General features: G+C 39.6%; 18 protein-coding genes. 4 read left to right on the top strand and 14 right to left on the bottom strand.

Going from position 1 to position 25345, the window contains the following annotated elements; genetic code table 11:
- Window positions 1-70 precede the first annotated feature (70 nt).
- Complete coding sequence (wecB, locus tag FXF70_RS02355) at window positions 71-1204, bottom strand: non-hydrolyzing UDP-N-acetylglucosamine 2-epimerase (protein ID WP_148779779.1); 1134 nt, start codon at window positions 1202-1204, stop codon at window positions 71-73.
- Window positions 1205-1467: 263 nt separating this feature from the next.
- On the opposite strand from wecB, the gene galU reads away from it, so the two are divergent.
- Window positions 1468-2349 carry a UTP--glucose-1-phosphate uridylyltransferase GalU gene (galU, locus tag FXF70_RS02360; protein ID WP_008343198.1) on the top strand — a complete coding sequence of 294 codons (882 nt, stop codon included), beginning with the start codon at window positions 1468-1470 and terminating at the stop codon, window positions 2347-2349.
- A gap of 26 nt (window positions 2350-2375) precedes the next feature.
- Here galU and tagH read toward each other — a convergent pair whose 3' ends face one another.
- Complete coding sequence (gene tagH, locus FXF70_RS02365) at window positions 2376-3980, bottom strand: teichoic acids export ABC transporter ATP-binding subunit TagH (protein ID WP_148779780.1); 1605 nt, start codon at window positions 3978-3980, stop codon at window positions 2376-2378.
- Between the two features lie 19 nt (window positions 3981-3999).
- Window positions 4000-4827 (bottom strand): ABC transporter permease, encoded by an 828-nt coding sequence (locus FXF70_RS02370; protein ID WP_116306315.1) that lies wholly within the window; start codon window positions 4825-4827, stop codon window positions 4000-4002.
- A 292-nt stretch (window positions 4828-5119) separates the two neighbouring features.
- Between FXF70_RS02370 and FXF70_RS02375 the strand changes: the two genes are divergently transcribed.
- A complete protein-coding gene (locus FXF70_RS02375) occupies window positions 5120-7735 on the top strand; it encodes a bifunctional glycosyltransferase/CDP-glycerol:glycerophosphate glycerophosphotransferase (protein WP_148779781.1) in 2616 nt (871 codons plus the stop codon).
- Window positions 7736-7786: 51 nt separating this feature from the next.
- Here FXF70_RS02375 and FXF70_RS02380 read toward each other — a convergent pair whose 3' ends face one another.
- From FXF70_RS02380 to tagD, 3 genes are all read right to left on the bottom strand, one after another.
- Window positions 7787-10060, bottom strand: a complete 2274-nt coding sequence (locus tag FXF70_RS02380) for a CDP-glycerol glycerophosphotransferase family protein (protein WP_148779782.1) — start codon at window positions 10058-10060, stop codon at window positions 7787-7789.
- Window positions 10061-10107: 47 nt separating this feature from the next.
- Window positions 10108-11574 (bottom strand): alpha-glucosyltransferase N-terminal domain-containing protein, encoded by a 1467-nt coding sequence (locus FXF70_RS02385; protein ID WP_148779783.1) that lies wholly within the window; start codon window positions 11572-11574, stop codon window positions 10108-10110.
- Window positions 11575-11671: 97 nt separating this feature from the next.
- The gene (gene tagD, locus FXF70_RS02390; protein WP_008343212.1) at window positions 11672-12061 is read right to left on the bottom strand and encodes a glycerol-3-phosphate cytidylyltransferase; all 390 of its coding nucleotides are present in this window, start codon (window positions 12059-12061) and stop codon (window positions 11672-11674) included.
- 370 nt (window positions 12062-12431) lie between these two features.
- Between tagD and FXF70_RS02395 the strand changes: the two genes are divergently transcribed.
- On the top strand, window positions 12432-13202 hold the full coding sequence (locus FXF70_RS02395; protein ID WP_007499915.1) for a WecB/TagA/CpsF family glycosyltransferase: 771 nt from the start codon (window positions 12432-12434) through the stop codon (window positions 13200-13202).
- 11 nt (window positions 13203-13213) lie between these two features.
- Window positions 13214-14401, top strand: a complete 1188-nt coding sequence (locus tag FXF70_RS02400) for a CDP-glycerol glycerophosphotransferase family protein (RefSeq protein ID WP_081832168.1) — start codon at window positions 13214-13216, stop codon at window positions 14399-14401.
- Window positions 14402-14418: 17 nt separating this feature from the next.
- Here the strand turns inward: FXF70_RS02400 and FXF70_RS02405 are convergent, their stop codons facing one another.
- From FXF70_RS02405 to FXF70_RS02440, 8 genes are all read right to left on the bottom strand, one after another.
- A complete protein-coding gene (locus FXF70_RS02405; RefSeq protein ID WP_148779784.1) occupies window positions 14419-17049 on the bottom strand; it encodes an N-acetylglucosaminidase in 2631 nt (876 codons plus the stop codon).
- A 124-nt stretch (window positions 17050-17173) separates the two neighbouring features.
- Window positions 17174-18124: a mannose-6-phosphate isomerase, class I gene (manA, locus tag FXF70_RS02410; protein ID WP_148779785.1), complete on the bottom strand. Its 951-nt coding sequence runs from the start codon at window positions 18122-18124 to the stop codon at window positions 17174-17176.
- A 146-nt stretch (window positions 18125-18270) separates the two neighbouring features.
- Window positions 18271-19092, bottom strand: coding sequence for a carbohydrate ABC transporter permease (locus tag FXF70_RS02415; protein ID WP_007499907.1), 822 nt, complete (start codon window positions 19090-19092; stop codon window positions 18271-18273).
- Window positions 19089-20060, bottom strand: a complete 972-nt coding sequence (locus FXF70_RS02420; protein ID WP_017359986.1) for a carbohydrate ABC transporter permease — start codon at window positions 20058-20060, stop codon at window positions 19089-19091. Before FXF70_RS02420 ends, FXF70_RS02415 begins: the two co-directional genes overlap by 4 nt.
- Before the next feature lie 58 nt (window positions 20061-20118).
- A complete protein-coding gene (locus FXF70_RS02425; RefSeq protein WP_148779786.1) occupies window positions 20119-21387 on the bottom strand; it encodes an ABC transporter substrate-binding protein in 1269 nt (422 codons plus the stop codon).
- Between the two features lie 99 nt (window positions 21388-21486).
- Window positions 21487-22908, bottom strand: a complete 1422-nt coding sequence (locus FXF70_RS02430; RefSeq protein WP_148779787.1) for a response regulator transcription factor — start codon at window positions 22906-22908, stop codon at window positions 21487-21489.
- Complete coding sequence (locus FXF70_RS02435) at window positions 22902-24344, bottom strand: sensor histidine kinase (protein ID WP_148779788.1); 1443 nt, start codon at window positions 24342-24344, stop codon at window positions 22902-22904. Before FXF70_RS02435 ends, FXF70_RS02430 begins: the two co-directional genes overlap by 7 nt.
- Window positions 24341-25342 (bottom strand): sugar-binding protein, encoded by a 1002-nt coding sequence (locus FXF70_RS02440; RefSeq protein ID WP_148779789.1) that lies wholly within the window; start codon window positions 25340-25342, stop codon window positions 24341-24343. The genes FXF70_RS02435 and FXF70_RS02440 overlap by 4 nt, the downstream gene beginning before the upstream one ends.
- Window positions 25343-25345 lie beyond the last annotated feature (3 nt).

Consider the following 25345-nt stretch of genomic DNA (forward strand, 5'->3'; position numbering starts at 1 on the left):
TTTTTTTAATTATTGATTTAGAATTTGTAACATGTATCGACAAATTTTTCTAACATATGAATGGTCATTTTCAAAATGACTGCGGCTTGACATCCGTTAATCCATAGTGATAAAGAAGCATTTCAACAATTCGTTTCGACGCTTGTCCATCACCATAAGGGTTAGAAGCCTTCGACATGTTATCGTACTCTTCCCGGTCTTTTAACAGCTCTTTTGCCATCTGATAAATGGTTTCTTCATCGGTTCCTGCAAGCTTAAGCGTACCAGCTTTCACGCCTTCAGGACGTTCTGTTGTATCACGCAGCACTAATACTGGCTTTCCTAAAGAGGGAGCTTCCTCCTGCACACCGCCTGAATCCGTTAAAATAAAGTGCGACGCAGCAGCAAAGTTATGAAAATCAACCACTTCAAGCGGCTCAATTAAGTGCACACGATCAAGATCACTGAATTCCGTCTGTGCCGCATCACGAACAGCAGGATTTAAATGGACAGGGTATACGACTTGAACATCTTTAAATTCTTCTACAACACGGCGAATCGCTCTAAACATGTTCTTCATCGGCTGACCAAGATTTTCTCTGCGATGAGCCGTTAACAAGATCATTTTATCTGTGCCTATTTTCTCTAAAATAGGGTGTTGATACTGCTCTGTAACCGTTGTTTGCAATGCATCAATTGCTGTATTTCCTGTTACAAAGATGGTCTCTTCTTTTTTATTTTCAACTAAAAGATTCTGCTTTGCCTCATGTGTCGGCGCAAAATGAATATCGGCTATATTTCCTGTCATTTGACGGTTCAATTCTTCTGGAAACGGTGAGTATTTATTATGTGTTCTTAAACCCGCTTCAACATGACCTACTGAAATTTGGTGATAAAACGCAGCCAAACTTCCTGCAAAAGTTGTCGTTGTGTCTCCATGAACAAGCACAATATCAGGTTTTTCCTCTTTGAATAATTGATCTAATTTCAACAGTGCATTCGATGTGATTTCAGATAATGTCTGGCGTTCTTTCATAATATTCAAATCGTGATCGGGCTTAATATCAAAAGCTTTCAGCACTTGATCAAGCATTTGTCGATGTTGAGCCGTCACAGTAACTGAAGATTTAATTTGTGGATGTTTTTTTAGCTCAAGGACAAGGGGTGCCATTTTAATCGCTTCAGGCCTCGTCCCGAATACAGTCATTACATGTAATGTTCTCAATAGTCGATGCCTCTTTTCTTCTCAATTATTGTATGTTGTTCATTATACAAAAGAATAAGAACGAATCCTAATCATTCTATTCTTAATCTTTACATCACCTTTACTCTTTTCAACATGAATATTTACAGAAGTTCTTTACAATTGGTTTTAAATCTTTCTCGTAAATCATTTGTCATTTCTATCATTTGTAAGTTACACTTTATGAAAGATGAAAAATGAAGATCACATCATTTTTTCTATATGTAAGGAAGGTGCAAAGTTCATTGAAAAAAGTACGTAAAGCCATTATACCAGCTGCAGGTCTCGGGACACGTTTCCTCCCTGCCACAAAGGCTATGCCTAAAGAAATGCTACCAATCGTTGATAAACCAACCATTCAATATATTATTGAAGAAGCTGTTGAGTCAGGAATTGAAGACATTATTATTGTCACTGGAAAAGGGAAAAGAGCCATTGAGGATCATTTTGATTTTGCGCCAGAGCTTGAGCGCAATCTAGAGGAAAAAGGAAAGAGTGAGCTTTTAGAAAAAGTGAGAAAATCCTCTAATATTGCTGATATTCATTATATTCGCCAAAAGGAACCTAAAGGACTCGGACATGCCGTTTGGTGCGCGCGCAACTTTATCGGTGATGAACCTTTTGCTGTTTTATTAGGTGATGATATTGTCCAAGCCGAAACACCTGGACTTCGCCAGCTGATGGATGAATATGAAAAAACCTTATCATCAGTGATCGGCGTTCAGCAGGTAGCAGACAGCGATACGCATCGCTACGGGATCATTGATCCTCTTACCCAAGAAGGACGCCGCTACCAAGTGAAAAACTTTGTTGAAAAGCCGCCGCAAGGAACCGCACCATCTAATTTAGCCATTTTAGGGCGCTACATTTTCACGCCAGAGATCTTTATGTACCTTGATCAACAAGAAATTGGTGCAGGCGGAGAAATTCAACTGACAGATGCCATCCAAAAGCTCAATGACATCCAGCGTGTATTCGCCTATGATTTTGAAGGAAAACGATATGATGTCGGAGAGAAGCAAGGTTTCATTGAAACGACGCTAGAGTTTGCCCTTCAAGATGAAGAGCTCAAGAAAAAACTCATTCCATTTATGAAACAGCTACTTGAAAAAGAAGAAGTGAATTAAAAAAAGCTGCCGGCATCGGCAGCTTTTTATTTGCTCGCTGAAACAGTCAGCGTATGCTGTTCATTATCGATAACAAATAGATGATTTTCGCCTTTTACTGCGAATTTCGTTTGTTTTTCATTCATCCAGACATTCTGTTCTGTCAGCCCAAGTGTTGAAGGAGAGATGGGCATGATCTCGTGGAACACCATCGTATTTGCCTGGCCATTTTCAATCACATAATCGGTTTTCTCAGTGGTCAGCCGCTCAATGGTATCGCCTTGTTCACTTTTGACCGAGCTAAGTGTCTGCATTCTTTGCTTCAGCACAGACTCTTCTTTTCCAAGGAAAGAAAGTAAGTACTCATACGAACCCGCAGATGCGGGCGATACGTAGGAATTGAACTGTGCTGGTCCTATGGATAACGGCTTCAATTCATCTGCGTTTTGTAACGCATCAGGTTTCACATAATACGTCTCTGATGCTGTTTTGATTTGAATGGCTTTTTTATTTTTAGCCACAGCCTCTACTTCTTGTCCAAACGATAATGTGACGTCTGCCTTTTTTTTCATGGCCCTGTCTGTATAAACCGTCATTGGATCTGCCTTAACTATGGCCTGTTGGTCAATCTTTTTCATATCATCAGGGGCACCTTTCGTCTCATGGTTCGTTGACTGGGGCGCCTCTGTTTTACCTGAAGGAATTGCACCAAATGTCGCAAGTGTACGAAGCGGGCGATCCGAAAACATTGAAAGGGCAAGTAAGATGGTTAAAACAGCTATTATGGTGACTTGAAATGCCGGTCCGAAAAAGGAACGTCGTTTTCCAGTGTCATTATACCTGGTGACCTTCTCTGTCGTTTGTTGGCCTTTTCGACCTTCCTTCTGTTCTGATTGATATTTTTGTTTCTCTTTCTTGGAGAGCTTGTTAAACCAATCAACAAACTCCTTATACTCTTTCACAACCTTTTTCGTATCATCAAACATACGAAGTTCACCATAATGCATCCAAGCAACCCGATCACAGATTTTTTGAATTTGACTAATGGAATGACTGACAAAAAAGATTGTCTTCCCTTGTTCTTTGAATTCTGTGATACGATCCACGCATTTTTGATAGAAGGTTTGGTCACCAACGGACAACGCTTCATCAATAATCAAGATATCTGGATCGATATGCGCTGAAATGGCGAAACCTAGACGGGATTTCATTCCGCTTGAATAGCTCTTTACAGGCTGATCTATAAAGTCTCCAATATCCGCAAACTCTACGATTTTTTCATAAAGATCGTCAATTTCCTTATTTGTCAGACCCATCATTAAGCATTTTAAACGAATGTTGTCTTTACCGCTTAACTGATTGTTCAGCCCTGCAGCAATGGCAATTAACGATGGCTGACCGTCCATATCAATCTCACCGCTTGTCGGTGGAATGATTTTCGCTAGAAGGTTCGACATCGTGGATTTCCCAGACCCGTTGATCCCTACAAAACCAATCGTCTCTCCTTCATAGACATCAAAAGACACATCACGAACGGCAAAGAAACCTTTTTCATTTTTATTAGGTAAAAACAGCCCTTTAATCTTATCCGACTGTTTTTTATATAGGACGTATTGCTTGGATACGTTTCGAAACGAAACCTTTAGTTTCATCGTATAATCTCCTTACTTTTTAAAGAAAATCGACAAATTTATCCCTAAATTTCATATGAAGCAATGAACCGACTGTTAAAAGAAGAAGCGTAATCAACCAGAAATAAAGTGTATATTTCACATCATGGAAGAACCATTCTCCCTTTAACAAGCTATTTCTGAAACCATCAATAATGTAGAAAAGAGGATTTAATCTTAAAATATCCCCTATCCATGCTTTGTCTCCAGTGAGCTTTTCTGAGATATTCCAAAAAATCGGCAGCAAAAAGAAAAGTAAACGTGTCACTGATTGTAAAAGAAATTGATAGTCCCTTACGAGTACACTAATTGTTGAATTAAACAAACTAAACGAAAACATAAACGCGATCATACATATAAGGTAGTAAATATATTGTAGCCAATGCGCGTCAGGATATATGCCATAAGAAATCAGCACAATCAGATAGACACCCATCATGACAAAATAGCTGAACAAATTGGACATGATGACCACAGACGGCAGCGCACTAATCGGAAAATTCATTTTTGATACCATATTAATGCGTTTAAACACACTGTTTGATCCATCAAGGATCGTCGGACTAATGAAGAACCACGGTATTAATCCAGCAAGCATCCAGATGATAAATGGAATCTCCATGCCTCCAATGATAATTGGCTGTCCTCCGCGAATGCCTAAACCAAAAACAAACCAGTAAGCCAGCATTTGAATCAATGGATTTAAAAACTGCCATAAAACACCTAAATAATTCATCTGATATTTTGATTTTGTTTCATAAACAGCAAGTCGCATAATCAGCGGAAATGAGCTGATTTGCTCCTTTAATATCGTCAACATTGCGTTCATTCTAATCTTCCTTAGATATAAGTTTTTGGAATTACTTTTTTTAAAAGCACCGCTCATAATTGTAACAGAAGTTGATGAAGATTTCACTGATTAACAAACCCTTGAAACGTTTTTTCCTAAATGTATAAGTAATAAAGTTCCCTGATTTAAATCCTACAATACTAATGATCTGTTCTTTTATTCTAATTTGTTGTAATCTATTTATAGGATATTCATCACTTTTAAGATAATATCTACTCAAAATTCAATTAAATTGATTTGTCCATTTATTAATTCAAAAGTGAGGAAGAAAATGAACTTTAACTACGATATGACTATTATTATTCCTTTGTTTAATTCAGAGGTTTATGTAGAAGATACCATTAAATCAATTATGAAACAGACACATGATTTCACAAAAATACAGGTCATTTTTGTGGATGATGGTTCAACTGACGGCAGCTTTGAAATTTGCAGCGAATATGTTAAACAATACAAGAACATGGAAATTTATTCACAAGAAAATCTTGGCGTTTCAGCAGCTAGAAACTTTGGATTAAAACAAGCAACAGGCAAATATATTCTTTTCTTAGATTCAGACGATTTAATTGGACGTAATACAATTCATGAATTATTTAACTACTTTAATCAAGTTGAAGGTGAAGTTTCCATTGTTGCATACCCTCTCTATTCTTTAGTCAACGGAAAAGTAAAAGATCATCCTAGGACCAAGAACTATTCAACAACCGGCGTTTATGATGTATCTGTTTATCCAAATATAAATCAAACAACAATCAACGTTTGTGTGAAGAATTTACCCGCTAATGAACGTATTTATTTTGACACAGATCTCGCGTATGCTGAAGATGCAACTTTTAATACAGCCTACATCATGAGAACAGGAAGAATTGGAATTTGTTCAAACGGAAAATATATATACCGAACTCACCAATCTTCAACAGTTATGAAGTATAGAAGTCCCGTACACTCATACAATATGCTTCTCTTGTACTTTGAAAAAATGATGGATTCATACTCTTATCATAATAATGTTCATCCCTATGTCCAAAGTATGATTTTATACGAATTGAATTGGAGATTTAAGTCAAAATCTTTAATACCATTTCATCTCGATCAAGATGAATTTTCAAGTTGGAAAAAACGCATGTTTAATATCATAGAAAAACTTGAGGATAAAATCATTTTAAATCACGATTTTATTGATATATATCATAAAGCATCTTTACTAAGTTTGAAACAACCTAAACCTACGATAAAATACGATTCACAAGGTATCTATATTTATCGCAATAATGAACTGCTGTTTAAACAGCAACGAATTGAAATAGTCATGACCCAATTTACTATTAAAGGTAATCAATTATTAGTAGCTGGTTTTATTAAAAGTCCACTTAATGAGTTCTTAGATTTAAATTTACAGATTGATGTTAACGGACAATCTTTTGCACCTAGACTCTCTTTGTCTAATCATAGCTATTACAAAACAAGAATGAAAACAAATAACTTTTATAGATTTAGTTGGAAAAAGGAACTTGATGAGCAAACATTACATTTGAAGTTCAATATCAATTATAAAAACTACGATTATCCCGTTTCTTTCTATTTTATCAATGATGTTGTATTTCAGAGCTTTATGAAACATAAGGCATTCAAAAATGGCTATGGTTTAAAATTTTTGCCTAAACAACAAAAAATCATTGTCGAAAAAGCTACTAAAGGTGAGGCAGATTCATATACAAAAGAATTTGATAAAATAGTCAGAAAGCATGACAAAAAGCTATTTTTGGCTAGAAAGCTAATAAACAAAAAAAGAAAAGACATTTGGCTATATAATGATAGAAAGAACATTATAGATAATGGATATTATCAATTTAAACATGATTTTCACAAAAAAGACGGTGTAAAAAGATACTATATTTACGATGGTGATAGCATTGATCTAGAAAACATGTTTAATCATGAAGAAAGGAAACATGTGATTAAATTCAGGTCTCGACAGCATAAATATCTATTTCTAAATGCTACTAAGATTTTGACTTCATTTAGGACTGTTCAAGAATATAGTGCATTTTCTGAAAAAAGATTGAAATTTATTAATGACCGTTTAGACTTTGAGTTAATTTACTTACAGCATGGGATCCTACATGCGCACACGCCTTGGATATACTCTAGTGAAAAGAATAAAATAGATAAATTTGTAGTCTCCAGTAATTTCGAAAAACAGAATTTAATTGAGAATTACAACTACAGACCAGAAAACATAATTGAAACTGGAATGGCACGCTTTGATTTTGTCAAAAGTCATACACCTACCAGCAATAAAATTATTTTTGCACCTTCTTGGAGAGTCTCACTAGTTAATTCCTCTAAAGGTGGAGAGTGGGCTATAAAAGAAGAAGCTTTTAAAAATTCTTCTTATTATAACGAAATAAACCATTTGATTTCTTCAAAAGAATTTACTGATTTACTCGAAAAAGAGGATTTATATTTTGAATTAAAGTTACATCCTATTTTTAATTCTGTTATAAATGAATTCAAAGCAGATCATCCAAGAATTAATTTTGTTACCAAAGATATAAATCTCAGTGATTATAAATTATTCATTACTGACTTCTCATCATTTGTATTTGATTTTGCATTTTTGAATAGAGCCGTTTTGTTCTTTATACCCGATTATGCAGAGTTTATTTGTGGAAACCACTTATATAACAAATTAGATATGGATCTAAAAGACAGCTTCGGTAAGCTTGTTACAAATAGCTCTTCAGTTATTAAAGAAATCTCTAACATAGTGAAAAACGATTTCCAAATGGAAGATACTCACAAAGAAAGAATGAATGATTTCTTCTACCAACATAAAAGCTATCGCGAAGCATTATACCAAAAATTAACAAATGAAGAAAATTAAAAAAGCTGTCGAGCTATAGGAATGATCCTATAATCTCGACAGCTTTTCATGTTATTGCTCTTTCTTGATAAAGACTTCCACCACACGCTTCGATGACTCTCCGCTCTCTAGGTAGCAGAATTTTTCATAAAACGGCGTAAATGAAGGTGGTAATGTAAATGTCGGTTGTTCTGTTTCTCTTACCCATTCAATCACGCGTGATGTTTCTTTTACAAGTGGTCCTGGTGCTTCTTGTTCAAAGTCAAAATAGAAGCCTCTCAGTTTGTCACGATATGTTTCGATGTCTGGTACATAGAACAGCATCGGACGTTTAAGGTTTGCATAATCAAAGAACACGGAAGAGTAATCTGTAATGAGTAGGTCAGAAATCATATAAAGGTCTCGAATGTCTTCGTAATGAGAGAAGTCATAGGCAAAGCCTTCATATGGTCCGAGATCAAAGTTTTCCGCTACTAAATAGTGCATACGAAGGATGATGATATATTCTTCTCCGATAGATGCTCGTAGCTCATGCAGATCAAGGTCTAAATCAAATTTGTACTGCCCTTTTTTATAAAATTGATCGTCTCTCCATGTCGGTGCATATAAAATCAATTTTTTATCAAGTGGCAAGTTCATTTTTTGTTTGAGCGCTCTCATTGTTTCTTCATTGTTTTGATTGTGAAGGAAATCATTTCTCGGATATCCTGACTCAATCATGGTCTTTTGGAATTGGAACGCACGGGTAAAGATTTCGGTCGAGTATGCATTAGGAGAAATCAGATAATCCCAATTCGATGCTTCTTTCGTAAAATTCTTTTTGTACTTCTTCGTGTTTGTTCCAGGCATATGCACTTCGTCCATGTCCATCGCCAGTCGTTTTAACGGCGTGCCATGCCATGTTTGTAGGTATGTGGTGTGTTCTGGTTTTGGAACCCATAGCGGCAAACGGCTGTTTACGACCCAATACTCAGCTCTTGCCATTGCAAAAATCCATTTCAATGATAGACGATTGATATAGTAGATGCCCTTTTCTTTAAATGGTGCTTCATGCCCTTTTTTAACACTCCAGATCAGTTTATATTCAGGGTGATTTTCTTTCATATATTCATAAATAGCACGCGGATTACAACTAAATTGTTTTCCATTAAAGCTTTCAAACACAACAGTTTTCTTTTTGACGGACAGCTTACTCGCCAACTTAAAGGTTGTTTTAAAGGTTCTTGTTACAAGACGATTTCGAATTTTTTTGATTTTCCCAAATTGCTTTTTGAATTTCTTCCACTTGCTTTTCACGTAGTACTTAGCACGTGTCTTCATGGTGTAATCATTAATTCGAATACCAAGAGTTTGTCTTTTTTTCTTTCTGTACACTTCATAACGAATTGGTACGTCGTCTCTTTTATGAATTTGAACAAGCCCTTTGAGTTTGTTTGAACGATCTCCAAGTACCAAAGAAGCAGTTGTTAATGTTTCCTCCACTCCGTTGACGTCGCAAATAAATTCTAGATAAAAGCGGTATATAAGGCGTTTATTTAAAGAATAAGTTAACTCCTCTAAAGGAACTTCTGCTGAAAATTGATACAGTTGTGGTGTTTGATGGTCATCACGATATTGAATGACTTCATCTTTTTTATGTGTCATCTTGACAGGAAAACGATGCTCAACTGGTTCCTCACCATTTTTCTTCAATAGAAGCTTCACTTCTTTGATCTGATAAGGATGCTCTGCACTTAGAACGCCGGCATACCCAGATAAGGATAGCGTGCATTCTTTGTTGAGCTCGATGTGATGGAATTTCACAACTTTGAGCTCCCGTTTGATTTTCAATGAAGCATTGCCTTTGTCTGTACGATATGGAATAACATACAACAGCACTTCTTTATTTTCTAAAAATGTCAGCTCTGGCGTTTCAATTTCCATTTTCAAACGACGTTTATAATATGGTGTTTTTTCTTCTATTTCGGAAGTTGCGCTGGTATCCGCTTCTTTTGCGTCTTCATCCTCTTCTTCCGAATCAGAATCATAGGATGAGTCTTCAAGCTCGTCTTCGTCCTCTTCTTTGTTGGCGCTCAGATAGTCCGTGACATATAAGTTGTATGTCTGGCCTTGCTCTAACGCAAGCGGAAGCGATGCTTCACTCAGTACCAATTTGAATAGATTCTCTTCTTGATGAACAAGCGGGAGGAATAGTTCTTGTTTTGAGACCCTTTCCCTCATAAACAGATAAAACTCTCTATCTGCTAATGGCATGTCATCGTAGATGCGAACGAGCATTTCCAATTTTTCATGATGATTTTTTAAACCTTCAACGACACTCTTCTTATGGATTCCCTCTTCAATCATTAATCGTTAATCTCCTCTGTTCAAAAATCTTACCGTTATTTGTATCATTATTTTACTTTCCAAGAATAGTTCCCCTGTTTCGTTTGATACGACCAACCATCAATTGAAGATGGTTTATTGGTAAGGAGCTCTCCCTCTACTTCTAGACGTTGCAAAACTTCTTGAAGTTCTTCTGTTTTAAAGCGGATGTAAAAATCCACAAATTTTGTTTGGTTGGTTTCGATGTTTTTCTTTGTTTGAAAATGACCAATTGGGAAACTGACTTGATCATTCTCATCAATTGTTTGAGAAATGATTTCAGCTCCATTCACTCGATCATATCCTGCAAAATCAATTTCCACATGATCCGCTTGGCTCATTTCGTCTGTCATCTTAAGCTGAAGATGAAGAACATGGTGTTCAGAGCTAAGATCATGCAGCACCCATTTCGTGCGATCCAAGATCTTTCTCAGCTCATCTTTACGTATACGGTTTTCCAGCATCTGATGAAGTACTGTTTTCCAAGCTGACATTTCATCAGAAGGCACATGGTAGAAATAAGTTTGTTCTCCTAAAACCTTCTCAACATCTTCTTTATGCTTAGTATCGCCAAAGAAGACGGCATCGACTTGTTGTTTTCTTATTTGTTTAAATAATTCTCCATATTGAGAATAGATATGGTGCGGATTTTCCTCATAATGGGCTTCATGCACAAAGGCAGCATAATAAGTTGATTCCGGTTGATCTATTTTAAACAAGTGGCGGTCCTGGTCCCGGTCCTCTGTGACCATCAGTTTTAACCGGTCATTTTGTAATTGAATGCTGGATAGCCATTGTTGTTTTATATCCGTCTTCTTTGTAAATGTTTGAATTCCTGTTTTTTTATACCAATTAATGTGACGGACTGGATTCTTTTTTGTATCACCAGCATAGATGATCTCCATAAAAATGCTGCCATCATCCTTGATCAATTCTTCTAAATAGAGAGCACCTGTATGAGGAACAAAACTTTGAACTCTGCGTAAAGCTCCCTGCCAATTGTATTCTTCTCTCTTCACTAATTGCTGCTCTTCATTATATTGATCAATTATACAGATTGGGGAAGAAGGCAGTTCATATCTCGTCACCTGAATGGTCGATGTATCTGCCGGGATAACTGCTTCATTGATTGATTGAGGTACTTCACCCGCAATAAACTCCGAATAATACCTTTTACTTCCGCTCTCTGGCATAATGTAATGTTCAAATACATTCAGGATGTCAATTTGAGGATGAAAGGTCTCCTCCAAGCGGCGAATACGTTCCTTCACATTTACATCGAAATTCAAAGTTAACATCGCAGTACGTTTATGTTTCTCAGCCAATGGCTCTATTCTTGCTTTTAAAGACTTCGTTAAGCCGTCTTCCTCGTTTGGTACGTCACCTACAATAAAGTAGTAGTCCATGTCAGGAATTTCAACTAAAGTCATCGTTTCATTTTGTTCAGGTTGATCCAATGTATCTTCAACTTTTTTCTTCATCCAATTTTGAAACAAAGGAAGCTCTCCTTAAAAATCATGATAACTTGCTCATTGTATTTTACATGAAAAAGCACTTCTCACCAAAAGATAAGAAGTACTTTTTTTCGATCTATTAAAGTCCCGCAATTTCTTCCTTAATTTGTGTTGTCGAGATACCTTCTGTTCTCTTCAAGTAAACGACTTCGCAATGCTCTTTCAAGAAATCGAATTTACCTTCCCAGTCATCTCCCATGACAAAGACATCAATGTCATGCTCTTGTACATCGCGGACTTTTTGATCCCAGCTGTTTTCTGGAATGACTTCGTCTACATAACGAATGGTTTCTAAAATCAGCTTTCGATGCTCGTAGCTATGATAAGCCTTTTTGGATTTTTGTAAATTAAATTCATCTGTCGAGATGGCTACCACTAAGTAATCTCCAAGCTGCTTTGCACGCTCTAGCAGCTTAATGTGCCCCCAGTGTAATAAATCAAATGTACCGTAAGTAATAACTTTCTTCATTGCAAACATAAACTCCTTTCTTCATTCCTTATTCGACTGCTTCAAGCAGTAATGTTTATCCGTAATCCTATTATCTTCGATCGTGTTTTTCGCTCTTCGGAACCTCATTATATCACAGCGCCTAACAAACGTTAAGCAGATGTAAAGACAAACTATTTCCAATTTAATGGGCACGGAACGTAAAGTCCGAAAAATCAATGTTTTATGAAGCACCTTCCATATGAAGTTATCAAAATGTCACGAAATTTAAAGGATTGTAAAGTTATTGTTAATATTTCATGGAGCAACTGTGATAAAATGATGAGTAGGCGAAGAATGAATTTACAATGAACGTTTCATAGATAACAAAATGAAAAAGGAGGTCTGAACAATGCAAACAGAAGTGGTCTCTAACCTTTCTTATGTTAATGGTGACTTAGATGAATTTATTAGCTATATCAACCAGCATCATATTTCCCAGAGAAGAGGCGCCATGATTGCGACAGTGAATCCAGAGATCGGCTATGCTGTCATGAAGGATGATGCATATCATCAAGTGGTTTCTTCCGCGGATTATGTACTGCCGGATGGTGTAGGTGTTGTGTTGATGTCACGCATGACGCAAAGTCCATTGAAATCAAGAATTGCAGGTTTTGATGTGTTCATGTCTATGCTTGATCTCGCAAACAAGCAATCTAAAAGTATCTTTTTATATGGGGCGAAAGAAGAAGTGCTCGAGGCTGTCAAACAGCGAATTGATACAGAATATCCAAATGTGGTGATTGCAGGCAGCTGTGATGGTTATCAAGCGGATAAACGATTTGTGGCAAAACAAATTGCTCGTTCAAAAGCAGATATGGTGTTTGTTGCTTTAGGTTATCCAAACCAAGAGAACTTTATTTATGAATACCGTCATTTGTTCCCGCAAGCTGTTTGCATCGGTTTAGGTGGAAGCTTTGATGTATTTAGCGGTACGGTGAAGCGTGCACCACGCTGGATGATTAAAACAAATACGGAATGGCTGTACAGACTCATTGTCAATCCGTGGAGATGGAAACGAATGCTGAATATCCCAAAGTACGCTTTTGCCGTATTAAAAGAAAACAAAGGGAAAAAGCGCTACTATCCTGAGCAAGTAAAAGATCAGACGAAGCAGCTGTGAGAGACTGATACATGATGAATATACACTCAATGATCATCTCATGCTATGCAGCTTTTGTTTCTTTTGCTGGATGGCTCATGAGCGGCGTGAAACCTCGTGACAATCAGGTGACGCTGCTTGTTTCATTCCAAGAGAATGCAGCTGCTCTCATCGATACTTATCAACAACAGGCGAATATGACAATGAAGCTCACTGTCCTCTATACGAAGCATGCTTCCGTGATAGAAAAGGACGTGCCTCATGTGTCATTTCGCTATTTTCATGAAAAAAATCCCTTTCATCTCATTCAATGTATCTATACGATGCTAAAAAGCAAAGTTGTCGTCACAGATAATTATTTTCTGATGACAAGTGTGCTAAGAAATAGACCTTCTACCACTTGTATTCAAGTGTGGCACGCCAATGGTGCTTTGAAAAAGTTCGGTCTTGAAGACGCTTCAAATCATCACCGTAGTTCTCGTGATCTGCAGCGTTTCAAGCGGGTCTATGCGTCTTTCGATTATATCGTTACTGGCTCAGATCACATGCGCGAGATTTTCAAAACTTCATTTGGCGTCAACGACGATCGTTTTTTGCCAACAGGTGTCCCCTTCACAGATGCGTACTATGATGAGCGCCCTATTTCCTTTCAGACGGATATTTTTCCAAAAGGCAAAAAAGTGCTGCTGTATGCGCCGACCTACCGGGACTTTGCAATGGACGGTCTTGTCTTACCTTTTTCTAAAGAACAATTGCAGAGAGAGCTGAATGGTGACTATATCCTGCTCGTCAAACTTCATCCTGCAGTGAAACACCTAGCCAAAGCAGAAACAGATGGTGAGTGGATCTTTGATGTGTCCGATCAGCCGCTCTTTCCATTGCTCTCTGTATGCGATGTCCTGATTACAGATTATTCGTCCATTGTGTTTGAATATGCGCTGCTCCAAAAGCCTGTGTTGTTCTTCACTTACGATCTAGAGACTTATCGCACAAAACGCGGCTTAGTCGAACGTTATGAAGACATCATTCCAGGAAAGGCTTGCGTCACTCAAGATATGCTCTTAACGGAGCTTAAGGGGCTAAACGAATCAACCAATCAAGACTTATTGAAAACCTTTGCTGAGGAATGGAACCAATATTCAAAAGGGAAATCAAGTCAGCAGCTTCTTTCCTTTATTGAACATCAGCTCTTACACAAAAAACGTCCGGCTTCTCATTAAGAAGCACGGACGTTTTTTTATTTGTTATACACGGGGATATCATAATACAGCGTATAGTTATCAAGTAAGTTATACAAACTATACATACGAGTGACCTGTTTAGAAGCCCAGCCAATATCTGTTGCATATTGGTGAGTGGCTGTCGCAGACCAGCGCATTTTATAAATGGTATCTTGTTTGTATGTGGCATTATTGATGTAGCTGTTGCCAATGAATTTTGCCCCGCCAATAATGGCTGCCTCTGGTGTGAACCATTGCTGTTCATACGCATATTTTGCTCCGAGATAATTCGGGTTACTGTCATATGCACCAATGCCATACATGTTATATACTTTTTTCCCATTAAACATCGTACCATTCGCTAAAATGGAATTTCCGTTACCTGTTTCAAGCAGCGCATGAGAAATGAGATAAATTTCGTTAATATGATACGTTTTCGCTGCTGTGATAAAGGCTTGTCCTTTTCCGGCAAGAATCCCTTTCCCTGCTAAAATCTTCGTATTCACTTCAGTCGGATTGAGATTTGCAGCTTCAGAGAGTTTGAGAAATTGAAAATAAGATTGAGTGCCCTCCGCGAAATTCGCTGGGTCTACATATTTTAATACTTCTGCTGAACTCGCATTTCTCCAGCCGAGGCTGATCTTGATCCAGTTGCCTTCTTTTCCAAGCTGCTTCACTTTTGTCCCTTTGTTCAGCTGTGCGACGATGTTGCTAGCCGAACTTGAATCAGGTGTAGAACGTACATTTAGCCCGTCTGTATTCACTGTGGACGTCGCTGGGTCTACATATGTCGCATAGACATATGCTGCACCATCTGTCTGCGGTGACACCTTCATTTGTTTGTTTACCATCTCATTGACTGTGAGGTTATAATTCGTCTGCATCACCATTGGACCGTTTTTGATTTTTGTCGCTGTGGCTGTCCAGCCGTATTGGCTTTTCACAAAAGCAATGGCCGCATTCGCATTTGGTAAACCTGTAAACTGCTGTGTGATGTTGATTTTATATGCCGGTTTTGTCGTTGTTGTATAAGCAGCTGGTTCATTTCGCTTTTTGAAGAATGTCATGCCTTGATCTCTTAACGTAGCAGTCGAAATGACCCCTGTTTTGATCTGATATTGACCATAATCAGTTGCTCCCGTTTTCTGAGCGGCTGCTTTCATTTTTTGTTTGGTTAAATAACTTAAGGCTTGATTCAGTTTTGTCTTATTCACAGTCGCCTCTGTCGTAATACGGTATTGCTTAACAGCTTCTGTTAATGTTTTTGTACTGCTGGCAACTCCATTTTTCTTGATGATCTCTTGCGCTTGCTTTACTTTGCTTTGATCATATACAGGGGTTGTCATTAGGCTGTATGCTTTACTGACGGCTTGTCCCTTGCCTGTTGTGATGCTGCTTGTCACCTTTTGTGCCTTTAAGTATGCAGCACCTTTATTTACTTTTGTCTGATCCGTTGCTTGATTCACAACAAGTCGATACGTGCTGTCAGATGCTTTGCCTGTTTTTTTCGTTGTGGCGGATACTTTTTTCTTTTGGAAAAATGCCGTTGCTTTTTTCGCTTGATCATCGCCCAAAAGATTCCCAGTCACTACTTGATATGGCTGTGTAGAGGAGATCTTTTTAGACGTATAGCGCCATTTCTTTTTCTTGAAAAAAGCAACTGTTTTTGCGTAAGTTGTGTCATTTAATTGATTGAGCTTTACGATATAATTTTTCGTTTTTCCTACTCGCTGCACAGTCCCTGACGCACCAGCTTGTTTTTTGATCTGAGCCGCCGCTGAGGCTGCTTGCTTACTGTCTTTGAAATAGCCTGATTCCATGCTATATACATTTTTAACAGCTCCAGCCTTCTGAATCTTTCCGCTAATTTTCGCCTCTTTTTGCAGCTGGGTCAGAAGGGTTTGCGCTTTAGACTGATTCGTTTGTGCAGCAGATGTGACGATGTAATACGGTTTGCCTGCCGCTACCGTTTGGAGTACTGCTTTTAAACCAGATTGCTTTTGAAAACCTTGCAGGATGGTATTTGCCTTACTCTGTCCAACCATATTGCCTGAGATCAGCTGATACACGGTGCCAGCTTTGTTTTCGGTTTGATATGTACTAGTGACTCCGGCCTGTTTTTGTAGTTCGGTTTGAATATTTTTGACTTTCGTTTCAGAATCAATGGCTCCTGAAATGACCTGATAAGATGGTCTGCTTTGATTGATAGCTTCATACGTGCTATTGAGTCCTGATGTTTTCGTCAGCTCGAGCGTCAGTTTTTTCGCCTGACTTTCATCGTTGATTGGATCAGATACGATTTTCTGTAAAGGAAGGCGGTCACCTACTGGAGACACCGTACCGCTCATGCCTAACTCTTTTTTTAATGCAGCGGCACTTGCACTCGCTGCTGCTTGTGAGTCATATCCTGAGGCAGTCAGTTGATAAGTCGATGTATTTCCTGACGTTTGATACGTGGCTGTCCACTTTTTGTCCTTTTTCAACGTGTCAACCGCTTTTTTCACTTCTGCTTCTGTTGTAAATACTTTTGAGGTGCTAATCGTATAAATGGATTGATCGACATAGGAGGCTGCTTGCGCTTCTTTGCCTGTGTGTAATGTCATACCAAAGGCAGCTGCGAGTAACATAATCTTGATGGTTTTTTTCACGGTCCCTGTCCCTCTCTTAACTTTGCATAATAGTCTACTAATCTCTTTATCGACAAAAACAAGTCTCTTTCAAGTCATTTATGCAATAGAAAAAAAGAGGACTCCCTCGAAGTCCTCTTTACCTTTATATATGTGACACAATCAGTTCACAAGATCCTTCAATGGTGAAGTTCCCAGTTTCAGCCGGCAGGATAAAATGGGCTCCTTTTGGCAGCGGATATGTATGTCCATTATGCTCTAAGGACCCTTCCCCATTAATAACGCTGCACAGCAAAAACGGATAATCTTGCGATAGCTCTACTTTTTGATCAATTTCCCATTTATACACAGAGAAATATTCTGCTTCTACAAATGTTCTAATGGTCACCCCTGAACGAGTTTCTACTGATTCATCTGCATAACCGTCTACATGAGGAACCGTTGTGACATCAATGGCCTGCGTGAAGTGAAGTTCACGTTCATGGCCATTTTGGTCTTTTCGTTCATAATCATACACCCGATAGGTCGTATCTGAACTTTGCTGCGTTTCGAGAACCAGTGTGCCTTCACATAGTGCATGAATGGTACCGCTTGGCACATAATAAAAATCGCCCGGCTTAATTTTCACTCGCCGCAAAAGGCCTTCCCAATCTCCACTGTTCATCATGGTCACAAGCTCAGTTCTCGTCCTTGCATTATGACCGTAGATCATTTCTGCGCCTTCTTTGCAGTCAATGATATACCAGCACTCTGTTTTCCCAAGCTCACCATTTTCATGTCTTTCCGCATAATCATCATCTGGATGAACTTGAATGGATAAGTCTTGGTTTGCATCTAAAATTTTTGTTAAGAGCGGGAAGCGATCGCCTTCTATTCCCCCAAACAATTCTCTGTGATTGTCCCATAGTTCGATCAGCGTTTTCCCTTTATATGGACCGTCTTGCACGACACTTGGTCCGTTTGGATGAGCAGAAATTGCCCAGCATTCTCCCGTTTGATCAGAAGGAATATCATAGCCAAATTGATCCCTTAAGGCTGTACCTCCCCATATTCTCTCCTTCAATTCAGGCAGTAAAAAAATTGGTGACTGCTTCATTCAGGATGACTCCTCCCTTTGCTACCCTTTATAATCCTTGCCTAGCAAGATGAAAACTAGCAAGTCTCAACTTTTATTATGACGCTATCTAAAGAGAAGTCAATCCTTTCAGTACACCGAATGAAAACGATAACAAGAAAATCAATTTACCCTTTGACAGAGCCTGCAAGAAGCCCTTTCACAAAGTATTTTCCGAGTAGAATATAGACCAAAAGTGTTGGCAGCGCAGCCAAGATGGCACCTGCCATTTGAACATTCCATTGCACAATTTGACTGCCTGATAAATTTTGCAGTGCAACCATGACCGGCTGATTCTCTGCTGTGGTCATAGTGACCGCAAATAGAAACTCATTCCACACATTTGTGAATTGCCAAATGGCAACCACGACAAACCCTGTGATGGAAAGCGGCAGAATCATATGTCTGAAGATCCCGATAAATCCGGCACCATCCATCTTCGCTGATTCAATCATTTCATCAGGAATGCTTACATAAAAATTGCGGAACATGAGTGTTGTGATTGGCAGGCCATATACGACATGAACAAGCACAAGTCCCGGAATGGAGTTATACAAGCCGATTTCACGTAAAAATTGAATAAGTGGAATGAGGATACTTTGATATGGAATAAACATACCAAACAACATGAAGGTAAACACCACTTCTGATCCTTTAAAGCGCCATTTAGACAGCACATAGCCATTCATCGCACCTAATACAGCTGACAATAAGGTAGCAGGAATGACTAGATAAAGAGAATTCATTAAATTGGGTGATAACTTTTCAAAAGCGATTTTGTAGCTTGAGAAATCTAGTGTAGATGGGAGCGACCACATTCGCTCAAGGGTCACTTCACCTAATGGCTTTAAGCTTGTGACGAGCATGACATAAACAGGCATGAGAAAAAACAAACTGCACAGTATTAATAACGCATAAAGAACTGGACGGACAAACCCTCTTGCGATCATGATGAAGCCCCCTTCCGACTAGACAGGAGATACGGCACGATAAAGACCGCAACAGAAATCAGCATAACGATCGCAATGGCGGCACCACCTGCATAATGGTTTCCTCTAAAGGTCATTTCAAACATATAAACACCTGGCACATCGGTGACAAAGTTTGCACCTGGTCCTGTCATCGAGTAAATCAAATCGAAGATCTTTAAAGAAATATGTGCCATGATAATGACGACACTCGCTGTGATTGGTTTTAACAGCGGGAAAATGATTTTCCAGTAGATTTGCCACTCGGTTGCGCCATCCATTCTAGCTGCCTCTCTCACTTCCTCTGGAATACCTCTAAGACCAGCCAAATACATCGCAAGTGAGAACCCTGTCATCTGCCACACAGCAGCGATGACAACTGCAATCATTGCTGCCGGTACACCAAACTCAATTTTCCCCCAGACAAATCCAGCTAAAATGTTCGTATCCGTGTACCACTTGGGCTGGATGCCGAGTGTTTTTAAAAACAGATTCACCCCAGTTGATGGATTTAGGATCCATTGCCACACAACGCCTGTGACAACAAAAGAAAGGGCCATCGGAAAGAAGAAGAGATTCCGAAAAAGTGATTCCCCCTTGATCTTCTGATCTAGTAAAATGGCCAGTACAAGCCCAGAAGCAATGACTGCTCCAATAAAGAATAATGTAAAAAAGACCGTGTTTCGAAGATCTGACTGAAAGCGAAAATCTTGAAACAGCATGACATAATTTTTCATACCTGCGAAAGAAAAATCAGGAACAAGCGAGGTCCAGTTCGATAATGAAACATATCCTGTCCAGCCAATAAAGCCGTAAACAAAAATGAATAATAAAACAGCTGACGGTGCTAAAAACAGCAGGGCAAGCAGCTGGTCTCCATTCCATTTTTTCCGAACACGTTTCACTTTTGCTGCTGGTGTTTTTGTGGTCGGCGATGTGTCCATGCGCATGAAGCTACACTCCTTTTTTTAAAAAAGAGGCGGTGCCTAACGGCCGCCTCTTTCATCTTTATTTCATTGAATCTTTTAAAGAAGAAACGAACTGGCTGCTGTCTTTTTGTGTCACGAAAATATTGACGGCTTGGTTCGCCTTCGTGACAAAACCTTCTTCAGCAGCTGAGCCATGCGCAAGAGACGGTGCCAGCTTTGACTCTTTAAACGCCTTCATTGCCGATTTTCCGTATTCATCATATTTTGATACATCCGCATCCACACGTGCCGGTATTGACCCTTTCAGCGGATTAAACGCATCCTGTCCTTCCACAGATCCTAAGACAGATAAGAATTTTTTTACGTTTTCTGGCTGTTTGACACCTTTCGGCAGTCCGAATGTATCCGTGATAACCATAAAGCTACCCTCCGTACCAGGAGTTGCCACGTATCCAAAGTCTTTATTTACCTTCAAATCTAGATCATTTACAAAGTATCCTTTTGCCCAGTCGCCCATGACATTCATTGCAGCTTCCCCTTTTGCCACGAGCTGTGAGGCATCCTGCCAGTTACGCGAGCTATGATCGTCGTTGACGTATTCGAGCATACGTCCAAAGATGTCTGCCGCTTCCTTCACTTTTGCATCATCCATTTTTAAGTCGCCCGCCCAAAGTTTTTGATAGTCATCTGCACCTAGTACTCCTAGAAGAACGCTCTCAAACAAATGAGTCGCTGCCCAAGGTTCTTTATCCCCAAGCGCAAGTGGAGTAATCCCTTTTTTCTTTAAGGCATCGGCTGTTTTGAAAAATTCATCAAACGTCGTTGGCGGCTCTAAGCCCTGATCTTCAAATACTTTTTTGTTATACCAAAGCACATTGCCTCTATGAATATTCACTGGAACGGAATAGATTTTCCCGTCTTTGCTCACAAGGTCAATCAGTGAGTCTGGAAATTTATCCTTCCAGCCTTCTTTCTCATAAAGGTCATCCAGCGGCTCCATTTTACCTGCGGCTACCCAGCTCTCATTCAGCTCTGCTCCCCCGTGTACTTGGAAAGTAGCTGGCGGATCATCTCCTTGCATCCGGCTTGTTAGAACAGCCTTCGCATTCGTACCAGCGCCACCAGCGACAGCTGCATTTTCAATTGGAATATCTTTATTTTTCTCTTCAAACAATTGAATGAGTGCCTTCAGCCCATCTTCCTCACCTGCACCAGTCCACCAAGAGAAAATTTCTAGTTTCTCCGCTCCGCCCTCTTTTTTTGCATCTGAGTTCGTCGATGAACTGCAAGCAGAGACGACCAGCATACAGAGTGCCAATAAAGTAAAGCCTAATTTAAACTTCATCATGGATCCCCCATCCCTATTTTGTAAGCGTTATCAAAATAAGTATACTGGCAGATCCTTGCCTTTTTTCAGGCAAACTTCTTCACTTTTTTATGAAATTCTTCATTTTTTTACGACCTGTTTTCGATATTCCTTCGGCGAACAGCCAACCATTTTTTTAAACACACGACTGACGTAATTCGGATCAGTATATCCTGCTTGATAGGTGATTTCTTTTAAACTAAGCGAACTCTCTTTCAGTAGCTTCTTCATTTTATCCATCCTACAGGTCGTCACATATTCTTTAAACGTCAGACCTGTCTCATCCTTAAAGCGTTTGGTGAAATACGTCGGGCTTAAATCAACATAGGCGGCCGTTTGCTCCAGCGTAATATGTTCGCAAAAATGTGTTTGAATGTATCGTTTCGCCCGTTCCATATCATTCACCGTCTGGGTTCTTGCTTCATACAGATCAAATAAATGTTCACAGCATTGGCGGCATTCTGTTTCTGTGGTGATAGCTAGAATCGGCACATCTGCACGAAGTCGTGATTTGAGTAAAATGAGCAGCTCTTTCACATGAGAAATGGTTGCCCCTTCTAATTGGAAGGCATCATAGTAAGCAAGAGCATCATCTCTTCTCCCTTCTTCTAGTGCCAGCATCATGTCATCGGCAAGCTCAGGCAAGTTGATCAATACGTAAGGTTGTCTATCTGTATAGTAAAAGCCATAACGAACCGCACCGTCATCTTTTTTTCGCTGATAATAGGAAAGCTTCGCTTCTGCCGCACTTTTCTGAAGTTGAAGTGGATTTGAGACAGGATGACCCATGCCAACAATGACAGGGAAATGCCGTTCGCTTGTCATAGCAGCGCGAATGGCTTGCAGTACATTCGCCTTTAGGTGACCAGGTGATTGATGGCTGTAAATCAAGCATGTGACCAGCTCACCGCTCACTTTAATAGGCACTGCTTGAAAAAGAGCAGACTCCTGCAAATGATTCAGGAGTTGATCCCCGCCTGTCCGCTGAACAGCGATCACTAGACCTGCTTGAAAATCCTGAAACAGCCGCTCAAACGCTGTGGAGGAATAAGATTGACCGTTCAACACATGAGCTTCCAGCCATTTTGACTGCTGATTGACTTTCTCCGCCTGCCGCAGGGAGACCTCCTGCTGAATTTCTGCCGCAACAGAACGAATCGCTGTAATGGTTTCGTCTTTATCAGCTGGTTTGACAAGGTATTGTTTGACCCCTTCCTGCATGGCTTGCTTGGCATAATCAAACGTATCGTAGGCTGTCAGCATAATAAATTTAGTATGAGGACAGCTTGCCTTGATCTGTTTGATCGCTGTGAGTCCATCCATGCCTGGCATCTGAATATCCATGAGCACAAGGTCAATTGGCTTAGACCGCGCCAATTCCACCGCCTTTTTTCCATTCGCAGCTTCCCCTGCAATATGACAGTCTGGCAGCCATTCGGTCATGAACTTACGCATCGCCATTCGTTCAATTTTTTCATCATCCACAATCAGCACGTTCAGCATGCTCGTTCCTCCTTAATTGGTATTGTCAATTGAATAGTGGTCCCTTCGTTTGGCTTTGAATCAATTTGAAGGGCATCCTGCACTCCGTAAAACAAACGCAGCCTCGACATCACATTTCGAAGACCAATTCCTGTCGAGTGACCTTTACTACGTGTGTCTGAATGATCTTCTTCCTCTTGCGATAGCAATCTCTTTTTCTCTTGATCACTGATGCCAAGTCCATTATCCCGAATCCGAATCATGACAAAGCCATCATCTCGATCAATAGAGAGCTCTACAAGCCCACCCTCTTCTTTTGGTTCTACCCCATGAATAAAGGCATTTTCGACAAGCGGCTGCAATGTAAGGCTCGGAATGTGAACAGATAGACACGACGCATCTATGGTCGTTTTGCATGTAATACGATCGGAAAATCTTGTTTCTTGTATATGAAAATATTCTTTTACCACTTTCACTTCTTGTTCTAACGTAACAGATGCGCTGAGAGGAGATAGCGAATACCGCATCAGCGTAGAAACGGATTGTATTAATCTCGATGTCGCATCAGCTGATTCTAAGTACGCCATACGTGAAACGATGTTTAATGTATTAAATAAAAAATGTGGATTCATTTGGTTTTGTAGTGTTTTCAGCTTCATGTCTTTAATTTTCTGATCTAAAGCGGCCTTTTGTTTCATCTCTTCAATCATGACCTTCATCTCTCGCCGCATTCGCTCAAAGGCATGATTTAACACAGAGATTTCGTCCTTTGATGACACATGCAAATTCGGACCGTCAAAATTTCCTTCTGATACTTCTTTGGCACTTCGAGACAGATGAACGATCGGTCTTGAAATTCCACCCGCAATGATATAGGCCATCCATAAAGCGATGCCTATCGATAATGTAAACAGACATAGAGTAAAAAGCGCATACGTTTGATGTCTTTTTTGAAGGGATTGGTAGAGTACTTGATACTCAGATAATTCATCATCCAAAAGAGTCATTGTCTGTTCTTGGATATAAGAGGACACGGTTCTTACTTCTTTCACACTTGCAGCATATTCTTTGATTTTCCCTTCTTTGACATGATTCATTGTCGCATCACTTTCGTTTATGAGCGTCCGCATCATATATTGATATTTTTCAATGGACGGGATGGCGGCATGAAGCCCTGCATTTTTGAGCAATGCTTGGTCATATGATGTCATTTTCTGTTTTGATTTTGCATACCCCTTGGCAAACGCCTGATCCTTTTCAATGGCAAAGGCGTTGACCTTTTCATACATCGTTTTTGCCTCTGTCGAAATATCATTCAGCAGGAGAAAGGAACGAAAGCTCTTGCTATATTCTGATGTGATTTTTGAACTGCTCCAATACACAAAAAAAGCGGCCACATTACCAAGGAGCACAAGAATTAAAAATGCCAATAATAATTTACTTCGTATTTTTCTCATGGCTGAACCCCCTGTGGTCTTTCCATTTGATGAAGGGGCAGGTCTCCTCGCCGAATCACACTCGTCCCTGTGTACTGAAGCGGTTCTTGTTTATTCCCTTGCTGCAAACGAACAAGAGATTCAACCGCTTGATAGCCCATTTCATAAGGGTGCTGTACAACCACTGCATCAATTTTCCCATCATCCAGCGCTTGAATCGTATCAGGCAGAGTATCAAATGCGAGCACATAAACATCTTTAGACGAATGATATTGCTCTGTTGCTTGAATAATGCCGACACCGTCTAATGCGCTTGTTCCATAAAATGCGGTGAGCTGCGTATGATCATTTAACAATTTATACGCAGCACCGGAAGCACCTGATTTCGTAATCGCCGACTCTTCTATTCCAGCAATATGAATGCGTTTCTCACCAGAGACGGCATCTCGAAACCCCTTCACGCGAAGCTTCTGGTGAATTGCATCAAGCCGTCCCGTCACAATGCCCACATACTGCTCGCCTTTTGTATCAGAGATGAGTGCCTGTCCGGCGATAAAACCGGAATAATAGTTATCTGTTCCGACATACACTTGACGCTTGCTCCCCTCTGCATCCGTATCGACTGTGACGACATCTATACCTTTCTCTCTTGCTTTTTGAAAGAGCGGTTTGTATTTCTTTGCATCAAGACCTTGCGTCATAATGCCATCCACATGACCAGCAATCGCCATATCAATGGTTTTCAGGTGATCATCCAAATCAGCTTGCTTTGGACCTAGGTATTCAAGATACACCCGATGAACTTCCGCCGCATCAGCAGCTCCCTTTTGCACCAATTGCCAATATTCATTATCAAGTTCCTCCGGTACAAGAACAAAGTGATATTGATAAGTTGATACCGTCTCTTCGGAAGCGCTTTCAATTTTAACTAAATCTTGACCTAATACAGATAAAAAAAGAACAGATACGACACAAAATGTGAGAAATGCGCCCATTCCGAACAACTTCGACCATTTCATTCA

Source organism: Bacillus sp. Y3 (assembly GCF_008123875.1).
Classification (GTDB): Bacteria; Bacillota; Bacilli; order Bacillales; family Bacillaceae; genus Bacillus; species Bacillus altitudinis.

Coding starts and splice junctions, on each gene's coding strand:
- FXF70_RS02430 (WP_148779787.1), bottom strand. CDS start 22,908: ATGCTGAACGTGCTGATTGTGGATGATGAAAAAATTGAACGAATGGCG.
- tagD (WP_008343212.1), bottom strand. CDS start 12,061: ATGAAGAAAGTTATTACTTACGGTACATTTGATTTATTACACTGGGGG.
- FXF70_RS02395 (WP_007499915.1), top strand. CDS start 12,432: ATGCAAACAGAAGTGGTCTCTAACCTTTCTTATGTTAATGGTGACTTA.
- FXF70_RS02440 (WP_148779789.1), bottom strand. CDS start 25,342: ATGAAATGGTCGAAGTTGTTCGGAATGGGCGCATTTCTCACATTTTGT.
- FXF70_RS02400 (WP_081832168.1), top strand. CDS start 13,214: ATGATGAATATACACTCAATGATCATCTCATGCTATGCAGCTTTTGTT.
- FXF70_RS02435 (WP_148779788.1), bottom strand. CDS start 24,344: ATGAGAAAAATACGAAGTAAATTATTATTGGCATTTTTAATTCTTGTG.
- FXF70_RS02380 (WP_148779782.1), bottom strand. CDS start 10,060: ATGATTGAAGAGGGAATCCATAAGAAGAGTGTCGTTGAAGGTTTAAAA.
- FXF70_RS02375 (WP_148779781.1), top strand. CDS start 5,120: ATGAACTTTAACTACGATATGACTATTATTATTCCTTTGTTTAATTCA.
- FXF70_RS02415 (WP_007499907.1), bottom strand. CDS start 19,092: ATGATCGCAAGAGGGTTTGTCCGTCCAGTTCTTTATGCGTTATTAATA.
- FXF70_RS02420 (WP_017359986.1), bottom strand. CDS start 20,060: ATGCGCATGGACACATCGCCGACCACAAAAACACCAGCAGCAAAAGTG.
- FXF70_RS02370 (WP_116306315.1), bottom strand. CDS start 4,827: ATGAACGCAATGTTGACGATATTAAAGGAGCAAATCAGCTCATTTCCG.
- FXF70_RS02425 (WP_148779786.1), bottom strand. CDS start 21,387: ATGATGAAGTTTAAATTAGGCTTTACTTTATTGGCACTCTGTATGCTG.
- tagH (WP_148779780.1), bottom strand. CDS start 3,980: ATGAAACTAAAGGTTTCGTTTCGAAACGTATCCAAGCAATACGTCCTA.
- manA (WP_148779785.1), bottom strand. CDS start 18,124: ATGAAGCAGTCACCAATTTTTTTACTGCCTGAATTGAAGGAGAGAATA.